At 31.3% G+C, this 13,831-nt stretch carries 18 protein-coding genes and 1 tRNA gene; 11 read left to right on the forward strand and 8 right to left on the reverse strand.

All coding sequences use genetic code 11. The features are described from left to right. Positions 1 to 131: 131 nt before the first annotated feature. From ric to H277_RS0115490, 6 genes are all read right to left on the reverse strand, one after another. Entirely contained in the window at positions 132 to 848 is a 717-nt protein-coding gene (gene ric, locus H277_RS0115465) for an iron-sulfur cluster repair di-iron protein (RefSeq protein ID WP_019976526.1), read from the reverse strand. Between the two features lie 78 nt (positions 849 to 926). Beyond that, the gene (locus H277_RS0115470; protein ID WP_019976527.1) at positions 927 to 1,337 is read right to left on the reverse strand and encodes a c-type cytochrome; all 411 of its coding nucleotides are present in this window, start codon (positions 1,335 to 1,337) and stop codon (positions 927 to 929) included. Between the two features lie 30 nt (positions 1,338 to 1,367). Next, positions 1,368 to 2,141, reverse strand: coding sequence for a class I SAM-dependent methyltransferase (locus H277_RS0115475; RefSeq protein ID WP_019976528.1), 774 nt, complete (start codon positions 2,139 to 2,141; stop codon positions 1,368 to 1,370). Next, positions 2,122 to 2,574, reverse strand: a complete 453-nt coding sequence (locus tag H277_RS0115480; RefSeq protein WP_244874903.1) for a hypothetical protein — start codon at positions 2,572 to 2,574, stop codon at positions 2,122 to 2,124. Before H277_RS0115480 ends, H277_RS0115475 begins: the two co-directional genes overlap by 20 nt. A 58-nt stretch (positions 2,575 to 2,632) precedes the next feature. Continuing rightward, on the reverse strand, positions 2,633 to 3,073 hold the full coding sequence (locus H277_RS0115485) for an RrF2 family transcriptional regulator (protein ID WP_019976530.1): 441 nt from the start codon (positions 3,071 to 3,073) through the stop codon (positions 2,633 to 2,635). Positions 3,074 to 3,161: 88 nt separating this feature from the next. Next, positions 3,162 to 3,617 carry a hemerythrin domain-containing protein gene (locus H277_RS0115490; RefSeq protein WP_019976531.1) on the reverse strand — a complete coding sequence of 152 codons (456 nt, stop codon included), beginning with the start codon at positions 3,615 to 3,617 and terminating at the stop codon, positions 3,162 to 3,164. A gap of 225 nt (positions 3,618 to 3,842) precedes the next feature. Between H277_RS0115490 and H277_RS0115495 the strand changes: the two genes are divergently transcribed. The 8 genes from H277_RS0115495 (at position 3,843) to H277_RS0115530 (ending at position 11,016) form a co-directional block, all read left to right on the forward strand. Continuing rightward, entirely contained in the window at positions 3,843 to 4,880 is a 1,038-nt protein-coding gene (locus tag H277_RS0115495; RefSeq protein ID WP_019976532.1) for an o-succinylbenzoate synthase, read from the forward strand. Next, a complete protein-coding gene (locus tag H277_RS0115500) occupies positions 4,877 to 5,491 on the forward strand; it encodes a DUF1684 domain-containing protein (RefSeq protein WP_019976533.1) in 615 nt (204 codons plus the stop codon). The genes H277_RS0115495 and H277_RS0115500 overlap by 4 nt, the downstream gene beginning before the upstream one ends. Before the next feature lies 1 nt (position 5,492). Continuing rightward, a complete protein-coding gene (locus H277_RS0115505; protein ID WP_019976534.1) occupies positions 5,493 to 6,515 on the forward strand; it encodes an AMP-binding protein in 1,023 nt (340 codons plus the stop codon). A gap of 142 nt (positions 6,516 to 6,657) precedes the next feature. Continuing rightward, complete coding sequence (locus tag H277_RS0115510; protein ID WP_019976535.1) at positions 6,658 to 7,791, forward strand: DUF4932 domain-containing protein; 1,134 nt, start codon at positions 6,658 to 6,660, stop codon at positions 7,789 to 7,791. 13 nt (positions 7,792 to 7,804) lie between these two features. After that, a complete protein-coding gene (locus tag H277_RS0115515) occupies positions 7,805 to 8,968 on the forward strand; it encodes a sensor histidine kinase (RefSeq protein WP_019976536.1) in 1,164 nt (387 codons plus the stop codon). Between the two features lie 2 nt (positions 8,969 to 8,970). Further along, entirely contained in the window at positions 8,971 to 9,669 is a 699-nt protein-coding gene (locus tag H277_RS0115520; RefSeq protein ID WP_019976537.1) for a LytR/AlgR family response regulator transcription factor, read from the forward strand. A gap of 62 nt (positions 9,670 to 9,731) precedes the next feature. Further along, entirely contained in the window at positions 9,732 to 10,604 is an 873-nt protein-coding gene (locus tag H277_RS0115525; protein ID WP_019976538.1) for a tetratricopeptide repeat protein, read from the forward strand. A gap of 31 nt (positions 10,605 to 10,635) precedes the next feature. Next, the gene (locus H277_RS0115530; RefSeq protein ID WP_019976539.1) at positions 10,636 to 11,016 is read left to right on the forward strand and encodes a hypothetical protein; all 381 of its coding nucleotides are present in this window, start codon (positions 10,636 to 10,638) and stop codon (positions 11,014 to 11,016) included. Between the two features lie 55 nt (positions 11,017 to 11,071). Here the strand turns inward: H277_RS0115530 and H277_RS19270 are convergent, their stop codons facing one another. Together H277_RS19270 and H277_RS19275 are read right to left on the reverse strand one after the other, a co-directional pair. After that, positions 11,072 to 11,410: a hypothetical protein gene (locus H277_RS19270; RefSeq protein WP_019976540.1), complete on the reverse strand. Its 339-nt coding sequence runs from the start codon at positions 11,408 to 11,410 to the stop codon at positions 11,072 to 11,074. Positions 11,411 to 11,517: 107 nt separating this feature from the next. After that, positions 11,518 to 12,273, reverse strand: coding sequence for a tetratricopeptide repeat protein (locus tag H277_RS19275; RefSeq protein WP_019976541.1), 756 nt, complete (start codon positions 12,271 to 12,273; stop codon positions 11,518 to 11,520). Positions 12,274 to 12,351: 78 nt separating this feature from the next. Between H277_RS19275 and mce the strand changes: the two genes are divergently transcribed. The 3 genes from mce to H277_RS0115555 all read left to right on the forward strand — a co-directional run bounded on the left by mce (position 12,352) and on the right by H277_RS0115555 (position 13,819). After that, a complete protein-coding gene (gene mce, locus H277_RS0115545; protein WP_019976542.1) occupies positions 12,352 to 12,750 on the forward strand; it encodes a methylmalonyl-CoA epimerase in 399 nt (132 codons plus the stop codon). An 89-nt stretch (positions 12,751 to 12,839) separates the two neighbouring features. Further along, a tRNA-Ile gene (locus tag H277_RS0115550) sits at positions 12,840 to 12,913 on the forward strand. Between the two features lie 171 nt (positions 12,914 to 13,084). Next, entirely contained in the window at positions 13,085 to 13,819 is a 735-nt protein-coding gene (locus H277_RS0115555; RefSeq protein ID WP_019976543.1) for a hypothetical protein, read from the forward strand. Positions 13,820 to 13,831 lie beyond the last annotated feature (12 nt).

The following is a 13,831-nucleotide window of genomic DNA, read 5'->3' on the forward strand; positions in this document are numbered from 1 at the left end:
ACCTAAGTAATTTAATTTTTTATCATAAAAAAATCCCGATGACAGCATCATCAGGACTTGAATTAATCCACTAAAAATTATAGATGAGGATTATAACAGAAAATCAAAATAATATTTCTTTTGTGTTTATTCTATTTGAATTCTTTTTCTAATTCGATTGATTTTGGAAAAAGAATGTTGTTCTCGATATGGATATGTGTATGCAGATCATTTTCGAAGTCTTGCAGCATGGCAAAAGCTACACGATAAGTATTGCAAGCATCAGCAGGAGGAGTATAATTGTTGGTCAATTCTGAAATTTTTTCCAAACGATCGCCTTCAACCGTATGTTCATGTTCCATCATATGTACCGGGTTTTCAACTGTTCCAAAAGCAGGCGTTTCTAATTCAGCTCCTTTTCGTTTTGCATTGGTCATCTTTTTAATGAAAGGAAAAAGAATAAGCTCCTCTTTTTTTAAATGGGCGCTTAGTTCTTTTGCTGTCTCATTGAAAAGTCTGCTGATTTCATAAAGTTCAGGGTGTCTTTCGCCATGTACTTTACAAAGCTTATCTAAAAATGCCAATAGGATAGGTGTTTTTTCTTCTACATAGAAATGGTGCTTTTTCTCCACATATTCTGCTAAAAGATCCAAAGGCCACGATTTAAAATCTATATTGCTTTCAGTTTGAGCAGGTAAATTTTCCAATTCCTGGTAAATTTTTTCAGCATCCAATAATTTGTTTTCGCATGCTTCTTCTATTGTTCTTCCTCCGCGGCAACAAAAATCGATGCCATGTTTTTTAAAGATTGCAGCAGTTCTAAAATCTTCTGCAACCATTTCGCCAATTAAATCAGTTTTTGTGTTCATATTAAAATACTTTTATCTCTTTTATTAGTTTAAATTTTTTTGAAATTCTCCTTTCAAACAGAGAAGTGGTCAATCTTTTTATTTTTTTAATGATAAGATATAATCTACCATTTGGCTAGCTTCATCTTTACTGATCGTAGGATGAGAAGTCATTGGAACATCTCCCCAGTTTCCTTTTCCTCCTTCGATAATTTTTGAAGCAAGTACATCACGATCTGCTGTTGTATATTTCCCTGCGACATCATGGTATGAAGGGCCTATTAATTTAGAATTAACAGCATGGCATGATAAACAGTCTGCTTTTTCAACCAATCCTTTTCCTTTTTCAGCATTTGTTAACTCAGTTGGTTTTGTAGCTTCAACAGGTTTTCCTATATCTACAGTCGAGTAATCGATTTCTGGCTCTGCTGTTTTGGAATTTTCTGTTTTGTGACATGAATAGGATGACAGGCTAACAAGAACTGTCATGATTAACGTTAACTTTTTCATCTCTTTGTTTTTTACTATTCTCAATTGAGGCTATTTTTTAGCAATTAAAACGATTGCGCATAAATATTTTTCATATTTTTTGAATACTTCTTTCATTCGAATTATGCGTTCTCTGATTTCAGGTTGGGTTGCAATGTTTTTTATGATGTGAACAAATCCACGGATCCCTTCATCGTCTATGATTCTGAAAGGTTCTAACAAATGCATTTGAGCAATTTCTACGGCAATAAGGCTAAATCCTTTCTCTTTTAATAAATTTTTCCATTCTTCAACAGTTAAGGGACGTGCGTTGACTTTCATTGTTTCGGCTAATTCCTTTTGAATATTTTTTTTAATCTGATCTGGAATGTGATCAGGTCTCAATGCCAATTCATGTATAGCATACAGCCCTTCTTTTTTCAAGATGCGGTGAGCTTCTCGGATGATTTCTTTTTTACGATGATCAGCATGCATAGTCAACATTGCTTCTCCATATACTTTTGTCTGACTGTTGTCTTCTAATTCAGTATGAGCTGCATGACCTAATTTGAAGAGAACTTTTTTATGATTGAATTTCTCATTCAAATCTTTCACAATTTTTTCTTCCAAATCTATACCGATATAGGATGCCGGATTTTTTTGGAGTGTAATGTTAGCCGTATAGCCCAGCCCCGGAGCAAATTCAACGATTTGATCTGCTGAATTGATGTCTAAAAGCTGAATCATTTTATCGGTCATTTGTTTTCCTCCCGGACGCAATACTTTTTTTCCGACTTTGGCCAAGACCCAATGTCCTGACATTTTTTCAATAGAATGTTTGCTCATCTTTTTTTGTAATTAATGTGATACAAAAAACAATTAGTATCAGCAGTTTGAAAATTTCTGCATAAATAAAATAGTCATGTAATGGAGAGGGAGGTACACCTTTTCCTGTAATCAATATAGCTGCTCTTGTGTCTAGCACGGGCAATAACCAGAACTTCTCGAGAGATAAGACAATTGTCAAAAGAATCGCACTCACGATTGTTGATTTATTCATTTTCTTTCGGTTTACAAATAAGAGTAACAGCACGAAGAACAATAGAATTAATTGGATATTTGTTGAGACAGCAAAAGTAAGTCGACCTAATTCCAATGCGATTGGTAATGTCATTCCTGTTACTTGAAACTTTAGCGGCGTTTCAACAAAGCTTATGCTGATGAAAATTCCCATCCATAAGAATAGGAGCGCAAATAATAATGGATGTTTTATTCTCATTTTGATCTATTTTTAATTCGTATAAAAAGACCTTTTTATCTTTTATTGCAGTAAATTTTTACACGATATTTAGTTTTAGAAAAACGTTTTTGTTTGCTAGTCTATCAACCAACATTCTGATGGTAGTTGATTCTAATAATTGTTTCAAATTATTGCGTATTTCTTTAAACTGATCATGCAACGGGCATGGATTTTTTTCTGAGCATTGTTTTAAGCCTAAGGCACATCCATTAAAAATTTTATCACCGTCAAACTGTTTGACAATCAATGCTAATGAATGATCTAAATGGGCTTCACTCAAATGAAAACCTCCGGTAGGTCCTTTTGTTGATTGTAACAGATTTTTTCGTGTCATTTCCTGTAAAATCTTTCCTATAAAATACTCAGGAGAGTCAATTCCTTTGGCAACATCTTTTATACCAACTCTATTCCCTTCTTTTGTCTTCTGAGCAATATAAATTAATGCCCTAATTGCATATTCGCAAGTTTTTGATAGCATGTCGTATTTTTTATACAGTACAAATATACATGAATATTTAATAAAAGAGTAAAAAGTATTTTATTAATTCTTAAATTATTTTTTTACTCTATTTCCAAAATTCATCGATGTAGTTATCATCTACATTTTGATGTACATGATTCAGTTGTTTTCCTATCTGCTCTAATTCGGATTCGTTTAATTTTTCTTGAAGAGAAGGAAACCAAGAACGTTCTTCGAAACGAATATGATTTTTCAGATAAAGTGCAAAATCTTCCAGTAATTTTTTTTCAGGCTGGTGAATGATCATTTTGACCATCTCTTTTAAAGCAGTATGTTCGGTCTTGATTTGATTGTTATATTCGTCGTTCGAATAAGGAAAGAGAATCTGCTCTTCCTGTTCGAAATGTTCGTCAAGATGGTTTTTCCAAAAATAATCCACATAATCAGCTATTCGTTTTAACTCCACCTTCTTGTTTAATCCTTGTTCTATTTTCCAGCTGCAAAGCAACCCGAAATGGTGATCTTTGGATAAGAGGACAATATGTTCATTTCTTTTCATCATGTTATAATTAAGGTTTTTATAGTATTAAAGATAAGATAAATTTAGAATAAAAGAGATAAAAGTATTTTATTGTGATTGTATTTTTTTTCAATAGATTATTTCAGTTGGAGAGATAAATTTTTAATTTTGATCAGCGTTTTAGACGTTTTCTGTTTTTAATAAGTTCTGCCTGTTATTTATATAAAACAACTTTCCAGGCTAATCATATTTGACTAAATTTGAGAAATGAAAGCAAGTTTTGAACCTTATATATTGAAATTTAAGAACCCAAGTGGTACTTCACGTGGCGTTTTAACAGAGAAATTGACTTATCTTTTTAAAATAGAAGAAGATGGAAAAGAGTATGTTGGTGAATGCGGATTGTTTAAAGGATTGAGTTTTGACGACAGACCGGATTATGAAGAAAAATTACAATGGGTTTGTGATCATATTGAATTGGGAGTGGATGAACTTTGGAATCAATTGCGCGAATGGCCATCGATCCAATTTGGTGTTGAACAGGTTTTTCAAAGCGTTTCTGCAAATCGATACAACGATAAATACACGGATAAATTAAATCCGGATTTATACGAATCAGCTTTTTCTACAGGAGACAAAGGAATACAGACAAACGGTTTGATTTGGATGGGATCTGTTGATTTTATGCGTGAACAAATCAAAGAAAAATTAGGAATAGGTTTTAAGTGTATCAAATTGAAAATTGGAGTTGATTGGGAAAATGAACATCACATTTTGCAACAATTACGTACTGAATTTTCTGCCGAGCAATTAGAATTGCGTGTTGATGCAAACGGAGGATTTACATTTGAAGAAGCGAAAGTTGTTTTACAGCAATTAGCTGATTTACAAATTCATTCAATCGAACAGCCTATCAAAGCAGGACAAATAGAGTTGATGACAACATTATGTGCTTCGACACCAACACCAATTGCTTTGGATGAAGAACTTATTGGAGTTGTTCACCAAGAAGATAAATTCAAATTAATAGAAAAAATAAAACCTCAGTATATTATTTTGAAACCAAGTTTAGTAGGAGGAATTAGAGGATCTTTAGAATGGATAAATGCAGCAGATACGTATGAAATTCCTTTTTGGATAACATCTGCTTTAGAAAGTAATATCGGATTGAATGCTATTGCACAATGGACAGCTATTTTATATCCGGAAATGCCGCAAGGACTTGGAACTGGAGGATTATTTACCAATAACTTTCCAAGTAGATTAGAATTAAGAGGAGAATATTTATTTAGAAATAAACAATGATCAATAAATTATTTATCACAGCGATAGCAAGTGTTGTTTTAATGAGTTGTCAAACAACAAAGAAAACAACAGGTATTGAAGCAATTCAAAAATATCAGACAGAATTAGCTGCATCGTATACCAATCCTGAAACAACGCCTTTGGTTGACGAAGAAAAAACGAATTTTAAAGGAATTACTTTTTTTCCAATTAGTGAAAAGTATATAGTCAAAGCAAGATTTACACCAATTCAAAACGGAAAAGTAATTCCATTTCCAACTTCAGCAAAGAAAATTAAACATTACAAAGAATACGGTACAGTTACATTTAAGTTGGATGATGTTGAACAAACACTAACGGTTTATCAATCTTATCCGATTATGGAGAAATATGCGGATAGCCTGTTTTTACCTTTTATGGACGAAACAAACGGCGTGACATCTTATGGAGGAGGTCGTTATTTGGATTTGAGTACAAAAGATTTAGGGAATAAATCGAATGAGATTATTTTAGATTTTAACCAGGTTTACAATCCCTATTGCGCGTACAGTAAACATTACAATTGCCCGATTCCTCCGGCAAATAATGTATTGGATGTAGAAATTAATGCGGGCGTAAGTTATCATAAATAGAATGTTATTTTTAGATTTTTCCAAATTCGATTTTCAGGTAGATACGATTCAACCGATCAATGATTTTGAACAAACGGTCAAAAAATTTCTGGTTGAGTGGTTCTCCGATTCAACAACAATGATAGCACATACTTCCGGTTCAACAGGAGAACCGAAAGAGATTGTATTGACAAAAGAGAATATGCGTAAAAGTGCAAATATGACGGGTAAATATTTGCATCTAAAACAAGGAGATTCAGCTTTGTTAGCAATGCCTGTGACGTATATTGCAGGAAAATTGATGTTGATTCGTGCTGTAGAAATTGGATTGAAATTGATTTGTATAGAGCCCACTTCTCGCATTTCTTTGGCTGAAATCAACAATGGAATTCATCAACAGTTAGAGACAATTGATTTTGTTGCATTAACACCAATGCAGGTAGAAAATTCGTTGAATTTTGTTTCAAAATGCAAGAAATTAATTATTGGTGGAGCACCGCTTTCTGATCAGGTAAAACAACATTTATCTCTTTTTGACAATGAAGTTTATGAAACTTATGCAATGACAGAAACGATAACGCATATTGCTTTTAAACAGGTTAAGAATGCTAAATTTCCAAATGTTGAAAATGTTTTTGAAGCATTTGAAGAAGTTAAAATTTCGCAGGATGATCGAGGTTGTTTGGTGATTGATACACCATATGATGGCTTAAGAGTCGTTACAAATGATATTGTTGAGGTTTTGGATCATCGTAAATTCAATTGGATTGGACGGGCTGATAATGTAATCAATTCCGGTGGAATAAAGTTATTTCCGGAGCAAATAGAAGATAAACTGAAGCCGTTTATTGGTTCAGATTTTTATGTTACATCAAAACCGGATGAGTTGTTAGGACAAAAATTAATTTTAGTCGTGGAAGGAGAGAAGAGAACCTTTGATTTTTCTTCTATCGATTTAACCAAATACCAATTACCGAAAGAAATTCTTTTTCTGCCCAGCTTTCCCAGAACAGAAAGTGGAAAAATAAAAAGACAGAAATTTTAGAAGATAAAAAAATCATCAAGTAATTGATGATTTTTTGTTTATCGGAAAAAATTAAACTTCTGCCCGATAAAAAATACACTTCATCGAAAATAATTTTAATTGTTTTTAGCGGAGCTTAGATTTGACTTCAAATATATAGTGTATGAAAAAAATAGGTTTAATTTTTATGTTTTTGTTATCTTTTCAGCTTGTTTTCTCACAAGAAAAAGAAGTTAATTTTGAGGCAGATTATATCAAAACAAATCAAGGAAACACAACAATTGAAATCAATGAAATGCAGGAATTGGTTTATTTGATTCTTGCTTTAACCGAAACGGCAAATAATCCCAATATAATTAACCAAACAACTTCGTATTATCAGGAAGTAGCAGCAAATTTCAAAACATTTTCTTCCCATGGAATTGTCAAAGCTTTTGACGAAGAACTGAAAACAAATATTGTTAATTTTATTCTACTACCGGCAAATGCTTATGGATTTAAATTCGAAGGTGAAAAAATAGTACGAACGAATGTGTATATTTTTCCCGCAAAAGGAATTGGGAAATTTGAAGTAAAAGAGAATCCGATTTTGAACTATATAGACCAATTGGAAGATTTTTCGAAGAAAACAAAATTTAGAGCGTTTTATCAAGCACATAAAACATATTATGATTCTTTGAAAACGGAATATAAAAATTTTGCGGATATAGAAAAACAAAGAAGTTGGTTAGAACAAAAATTTGACACGACTATTCATAGTTACCGTGTACTAACGTCTCCGTTAATGGGAGCCATAAATGCTACACATACTTTTGAAGACAATGAGTTCAAAGAAATTTTACTTTTTTTACCAACCATTCGGTCTGATAAAGATTGGTCAGAATTGTATAAAAAAGCCATGAATACACGCATTATTTTTACGGAAATCGATCACAATTATGTTGGCCCTGTAAGTGAGAAAAATACTGAAAAAATCAATTCAATCTTTGATCATCGTCAGATTTGGGTGGATGCAAATAATAAGGGAACGGGGCATTATCCAAATCCTATAAAGATTTTTGATGAATATTTGACTTGGGGATTGTATGTGTTGTACGCATATGATACATTTGGAAATGAAAGTGAAGTTTTTGAACAAACCATCCGGAATGTAAATGAGGTGATGGTGAATAAAAGAGGTTTTATCAAGTTCAAAGCGTTCAATGAATTTTTATTACAGCTTTATCAAAACAACAAAGAAAAAAAGATCGAAATGTTATACCCACAATTATTGGACTGGTCGTCAAAGCAACTGTAATTTAGAATAATTTATGACACAAAAAGAAACGTCAAAAGGTTATTTTTATACCAAAATAGAGCACTTCGATTTTGATAAATTTTATTCAAAAAAGATGCGTTTCAGCCTGCATTTTTTGATGTGGGGAGGATTTGGAATCTTATTGATGCTGACATATCAGCTGGCGTATAAATTGACTTTTTTTGAAGCATTGATGATGACGCTTCGAATGACAAGCGTCAATATGAGTGTTTTTTATGTGTTCTTTTATCTTATTTTTCCAAAATTCACGTATTTAAATCGGTTCAATTCCATTTTACTGCTGTTAATGAGCGGTATTATTTGTGGTATTTTATGGCTCTTTGTCACATATCTGTTTTCAAAAATATATGTTTTTTTGGGAATTGATATTGCGAATGGTGAGTTGAAAGGTGCAATTTCTATGAGTGCCAATCAAACACTGAAAGAAGCTATTTCTCCCAAACGATTGATTGCTCAAGCCATGATTATTTTTGCAAATTTATCCCCTTTTTTCTTCTTTAAACTATTGTTCGAAATCTTTAGAGTTTACAACAAAGTTTTAAAAATTCAGAAACAAAAGGCGAGCTTAGAAATTGAAAATATCAACATTGAAAAAGATTTTTTGAAAGCGCAATTGAATCCGCATTTCTTGTTCAATACCCTGAATAATTTATATGGATTAACCATAAAAAAAGAGGATTCGGCTCCGGAAATGATTCTGAATCTTTCGGAAATAATGAGCTATACTTTGTATGAATCGAACACGACAAAAGTTCCTTTGTCAAAGGAATTAGCATTCATACAAAATTATTTTCAGCTTGAGAAAATGCGCTATTCGAATGAGAATAGAATTACTTTAGAGATATCGAATTTTAATCATTCCAATTTAATGATAGCGCCATTGTTAACGTTTACATTTATAGAAAATGCATTCAAATATGGATTAAAAAATAAAGCGAATTGTTTTTTACACTTAAAAATTGAAATAAAAGAAAAAGAGTTTAGATTTCATCTTCAGAATGACAAAATGGTAGGAGAAGAAAATAAAAATGTTGGCGGTATCGGAACTGAAAATGCCAGAAAACGTTTGCAGCTTTTGTATCCCTCAAAACACCGGTTAACAATTCATAATTGTGCGGATACATTCGAAGTGAAATTAAGTATAGATTTGGATTAAATATGAAGAAATTAAGCTGTATTATTCTTGATGACGAACCGCTTGGAAGAGAAATTATTGAGCACTTTTCTTCAAAAATTTCGTTCCTGGATGTTAAAAAATCGTTTGAAGATCCGATTGAAGCAATGTTATTTTTGCAAGAACATACGATCGATTTATTAATAACAGATATCAATATGCCGCAAATAAATGGAATTGAATTGGTGCAGTCTCTTCGTCATCCGCCCGCTATTATTTTTGTTACGGCGCACCGCGATTTTGCATTGGATGGATTTGATTCCGGGGCCATTGATTATTTGGTAAAGCCTGTTCGTTTTGAACGATTTTTAACAGCAGTGAATCGGGTAAAAGAACGTCAGAAAGAAGTTTATGACACTGAAACTGTCGTTCGAGATTTTATATTTGTCAAAGCAAATGGAAAATTAGAGAAAATTATTTTTGCCGAAATCATTTACATCGAAGCACAAGGAGATTACCTGAAGATTGTGACAAAAAATGAATATTTTGTCACATTGTCTACGATGAAATCATTTGAAGAACATCTGGTTATTCCTGAATTTCTGCGAGTTCAGCGTTCCTTTATCGTCAATGTTTCGGCCATACGATCTTTTTCGGGTCATACAATCGAATTAGACAACGGTAAATCGATTTCTATTTCTGTTTCGAAAAAAGATGAGCTATTCAAAATTTTAGGTGTTTAGAAAAGGAACTTTGTCAACTACCAAAAAAATCTTAATTTTAGCGCTACTAAAAAACGTATGCTGTGGATTACAATCGATTTTTTAATGACATTTTTTTCTTGATTCTTGATGATGAAATGGATGAAAATCAATATCCTATCTGGAAAAGTTTTTCGTTTATTCACAATCCTATTCAGCAATTAATCAAGGCTCAAGATTTATTAAATCAATTGTTACATGAATTTCCGAAAGATAAAAAAGCACTTTTTTTGAAGGGAGTTGTTCAGCGAAATTTAAATTTTAATGAAGAATCTATTTTATATCTTTTAGAAGCTAAAAAGGAAGATTATTATCTGTATGCAGCGAACTTTTACATTGCTGAATATTACATGCACAAATTAAAATTTGAAGAAGCCCAGAAATACTTAAAAGAAATTGAAATTATTTATCCGGCCAACCAGCGTTTTCTTTTTTTATCTGTTTTGGTAAATTTGGAACTTTTTAATTTTGAAGAAGCTAAACGTTATCTGAATGCATTGTACCAGTTAGTTGAAGATAAAAAGGTATTGGAGTTGTTGGGTAAAAATCTTCAAATTACAGAAGAAATTGTATTGAAAACTACGAATAGGTTAGTGTTGAAGAATTTTAAATTGAGAAGTTTGAACTACAATCTTCAGCTCAAAACGAATTTGATTTCATTCTATAAGAATTTTGCGGATATCGGAGTGAATTTTAATGGAATCAATTGTTTTATCATGGCACTTACTTTAAAACAAATTACATTGTATCCGACTTTTCATAACCTTGAAATCTATAATGTACAAACTGTTTTAGATTTTATTGATGTAGACAAAAAAAGTGTACAAATGCGTTTGGATGACATCGATTTTGAACATGATTTTGTCAGAAGTTATCATGAGTACCTGGAAGTAGAAATTTTACTGAAAGAAGATTAAAAAAATATTTATTTTTGCCAAAATTTAGAGGATGGAGTTTGTTCAAAATAAAGAGGAAATTTTTGATAATGTAGAATTGTTTCTGGAAGGTTTGGAAATGGGAACTGAATTAGAAAAAACGAAAACAATTCAATTAATTAAAAAATCAAAAACATTTTTAGTGATTGATACTGATGAAGTACTGGTTTTTGCGCCAAGCACATTTATCGGGTATAAAGAGAATAAGATTGAAAATTTTTTCGGACAGTTAGCAGAACATGAAACAAATGCAGTTTTGACGAAATTGTTAGGTTCGACACCAAAAATTGATAAAACATTAGATGAACAATTTCTGGATTTTTGTGACGAATTAGAAATTAACCGCAACGATGTGGGGCTTTCCCGAGATTATTGGATTGTAAAAGATATATAAATCAAAAAAGACCTTTTCAAACGATTTGAAAAGGTCTTTTTGTCTGATAAAAATATTAACGAATTAAATTTCTTTCGGGTTTACAAATAGGCTTTATACCAGCCAAAGCGCTGTTTATCTCACACTGTAACAAACCACTTCCACCGCCATAATGATGAATTTGGTGAATTGAAGGAAAATTGGCACTTATCCATTCTTCTACTTTTTCAAGCTCCGAAGCACCAATTCCACTACTATATAAAACAATTTCGACTTTATTCGTTGACATATACCATTTCAGTTCTTCTTGTCTACATGTACAAAATGCTTTCCATTTTTCATTTTTGTTAATTACACGTTCCAGTGTCTCAACAATTTCCTTATTTTTTCCAAAGACAGCCAGCTGTACTTGCATACCTACTTAATTTATATGACAAAATAACAACACAATTGGTGGATTGACATTGATTTACGTCAAGAAAAGTAGAAGATAAAAAAAACCGTTTCAAAAGAAACGGTTTGTTATGAATTATGATTTTCTAATTGTGCTAATCTTTCAGCAGCTAAGTAAAACTCCGGGTTCAACTGTAACGCTTTTTTGTATTCTTCTATCGCTTCCTCTTGTTTGTCTAATTTTTCAAGAATAGCGCCTTTGTTATAATACGACAGGAAATGATTTGGATTTAATTCAATGGATTGATTAAAATCTTCTAAAGCATTTTCTAAATCATTTAATACAAAATAAGTGTTTCCTCTGTTGTAATAAGACAAGAAATGTGGTTTCATCTCAATTACTTTCGAATAATCCCCAATCGCTTTATCAAACTCTTGTAACTGATCGTAACAAAATGCACGGTTGTGGTAACAAGATTCGTATTCCGGATTAATTTCTAACGCTTTGTTGAAACAAGCAATTGCCTCGTCATATTTGTTTAAGTTCATCAAAACGTATCCTTTTTGGTGATAAGCCACAAAACTATTCGGATCGATCTCGATTACTTTATCAAAATTTTCAGCAGCTTTTGTCGGATTATATTGATTGAAATTCGCCATTCCTCTATAAAAATAGAAATTTGGATTCTTTTCATCTAATTCAATTGCTTTATCAAAATCCTTGATGGCATCTGTATTTTGTTTCATGTAATATTGGCTCAATCCACGACCGAAATATGAATTTGCCACTTCTATTTGACGCTTAATCGATAATGTAAAATAATCAATCGCTTTTCTATACTGACCTTTGCGGAGATATTGACTCCCATCTTCATAAAAACTCATAGTTCAATATTACAACAAACTCTTGAAATTTTAAATAAAAAAAAATAGAAAAGTTTATCTTTACGAAAAACATCACACATGAAAATAGAGCACATTGGTATTGCTGTAAAAGATTTGGGAATATCAAACGAATTATTTGAAAAATTATTAGGAAAAGCACCATATAAGGAAGAAGAAGTAGCATCGGAAGGAGTACGGACTTCTTTCTTTGAAATAGGAGAATCGAAGATCGAATTAGTGGGTTCTAAAAAAAATGACAGTGCAATTGAAAAATATTTAGAAAAAAATAGAGAAGGAATTCATCATATCGCATTTGCAGTTGATAACATCGAGTTCGAAATAGAGCGTCTTAAAAATCAGGGATTTACTTTTATTAATGATGTTCCGAAATTAGGAGCTGATCGCAAACGTATCGTGTTTTTGCACCCAAAAACGACCAATGGCGTGCTAGTAGAGCTTTGTGAAGATGTAAAATAATTTTGTTATTTAAAAAATATGCGTTAATATTGCACTCGAATTAAGCAACAAACTGCTTTCAAAAGTAGCTTCAAAAAGGCTTAAATTCCGGTCCTATAACTCAGTTGGTTAGAGTAGCTGACTCATAATCAGCAAGTCCTTGGTTCGAGCCCAAGTGGGACCACTTTATTGGAAATCAGGCGTTTACATTTATGTAAGCGTCTTTTTTTTGACTTCATTTTAATCTATAAGTACAACATTGGTACAACAAATTATCTGATTCAAAGATAGTTATAATTTTCATTTGATTGCATTTTTAGTATATTTATAGAAATAATTATAAACTAATCTAAAAATGATCTTAGGGATAATTGATAAATATTTCACTGTAGCAGAAGATTTATATAGAATAAGAATATTGTCTAAGAATAATATTGAACGATTTTTAATGTTGATTTATTTTCCTTTAATTATATCATCTTTAATACTTACACAAACAAATCTATCTTCATTACTAATTTTAACTTTAGTAATATCTTCATTAGTTTTAGTTGTTCCAGCAATATATTATATAACCTTCTTTGTATATATTAATTTTAAGCGTAATATAAAAAAAAATCAATTTGAAGAAGGAGTTGATAATTTATCTACTGCAATTAGTATTGACTTTAAGCCTTTTAAAACTAATGATATTGATAATACATTTATTTTTAAATTATTTGACAGAAATGCTACCTTCTATAAACCTAAAAAAATTAAAAGCAAAAAAGTAATCGACAAATTAAGAGTTTTTTATAATGAAAAATCAAATGATTATTTTGAGAAATATGATAATGAGTTTGATTATTTTATTGACTTAATATTTAAAAACAAATCTTTAACTCTTAATGAACGTATAAAGTTAGATTCAGAACTTAAAGGAAGTTCAATCAAATTATTATTGAAAGAATTAAAACAAATAACTGGAATTTATCAGTCAGAATTAGCCAAGCTATTTTATATTGAAACAAAATCTGATGGATTTAAAAATATTAATATAAAATCTATAAATTCTGCTTATTCTCAGCTAGATATAGATGAAAAAAGTTAATTGATTTTTTAA

This window comes from Empedobacter brevis NBRC 14943 = ATCC 43319 (assembly GCF_000382425.1).
Lineage (GTDB): Bacteria > Bacteroidota > Bacteroidia > Flavobacteriales > Weeksellaceae > Empedobacter > Empedobacter brevis.

Excerpts from the sequence above, each read along its gene's own strand:
- ric (WP_019976526.1), bottom strand. The coding sequence starts at position 848 with ATGAACACAAAAACTGATTTAATTGGCGAAATGGTTGCAGAAGATTTT.
- H277_RS0115470 (WP_019976527.1), bottom strand. The coding sequence starts at position 1,337 with ATGAAAAAGTTAACGTTAATCATGACAGTTCTTGTTAGCCTGTCATCC.
- H277_RS0115475 (WP_019976528.1), bottom strand. The coding sequence starts at position 2,141 with ATGAGCAAACATTCTATTGAAAAAATGTCAGGACATTGGGTCTTGGCC.
- H277_RS0115480 (WP_244874903.1), bottom strand. The coding sequence starts at position 2,574 with ATGAGAATAAAACATCCATTATTATTTGCGCTCCTATTCTTATGGATG.
- H277_RS0115485 (WP_019976530.1), bottom strand. The coding sequence starts at position 3,073 with ATGCTATCAAAAACTTGCGAATATGCAATTAGGGCATTAATTTATATT.
- H277_RS0115490 (WP_019976531.1), bottom strand. The coding sequence starts at position 3,617 with ATGATGAAAAGAAATGAACATATTGTCCTCTTATCCAAAGATCACCAT.
- H277_RS0115495 (WP_019976532.1), top strand. The coding sequence starts at position 3,843 with ATGAAAGCAAGTTTTGAACCTTATATATTGAAATTTAAGAACCCAAGT.
- H277_RS0115500 (WP_019976533.1), top strand. The coding sequence starts at position 4,877 with ATGATCAATAAATTATTTATCACAGCGATAGCAAGTGTTGTTTTAATG.
- H277_RS0115505 (WP_019976534.1), top strand. The coding sequence starts at position 5,493 with ATGTTATTTTTAGATTTTTCCAAATTCGATTTTCAGGTAGATACGATT.
- H277_RS0115510 (WP_019976535.1), top strand. The coding sequence starts at position 6,658 with ATGAAAAAAATAGGTTTAATTTTTATGTTTTTGTTATCTTTTCAGCTT.
- H277_RS0115515 (WP_019976536.1), top strand. The coding sequence starts at position 7,805 with ATGACACAAAAAGAAACGTCAAAAGGTTATTTTTATACCAAAATAGAG.
- H277_RS0115520 (WP_019976537.1), top strand. The coding sequence starts at position 8,971 with ATGAAGAAATTAAGCTGTATTATTCTTGATGACGAACCGCTTGGAAGA.
- H277_RS0115530 (WP_019976539.1), top strand. The coding sequence starts at position 10,636 with ATGGAGTTTGTTCAAAATAAAGAGGAAATTTTTGATAATGTAGAATTG.
- H277_RS19270 (WP_019976540.1), bottom strand. The coding sequence starts at position 11,410 with ATGCAAGTACAGCTGGCTGTCTTTGGAAAAAATAAGGAAATTGTTGAG.
- H277_RS19275 (WP_019976541.1), bottom strand. The coding sequence starts at position 12,273 with ATGAGTTTTTATGAAGATGGGAGTCAATATCTCCGCAAAGGTCAGTAT.
- mce (WP_019976542.1), top strand. The coding sequence starts at position 12,352 with ATGAAAATAGAGCACATTGGTATTGCTGTAAAAGATTTGGGAATATCA.
- H277_RS0115555 (WP_019976543.1), top strand. The coding sequence starts at position 13,085 with ATGATCTTAGGGATAATTGATAAATATTTCACTGTAGCAGAAGATTTA.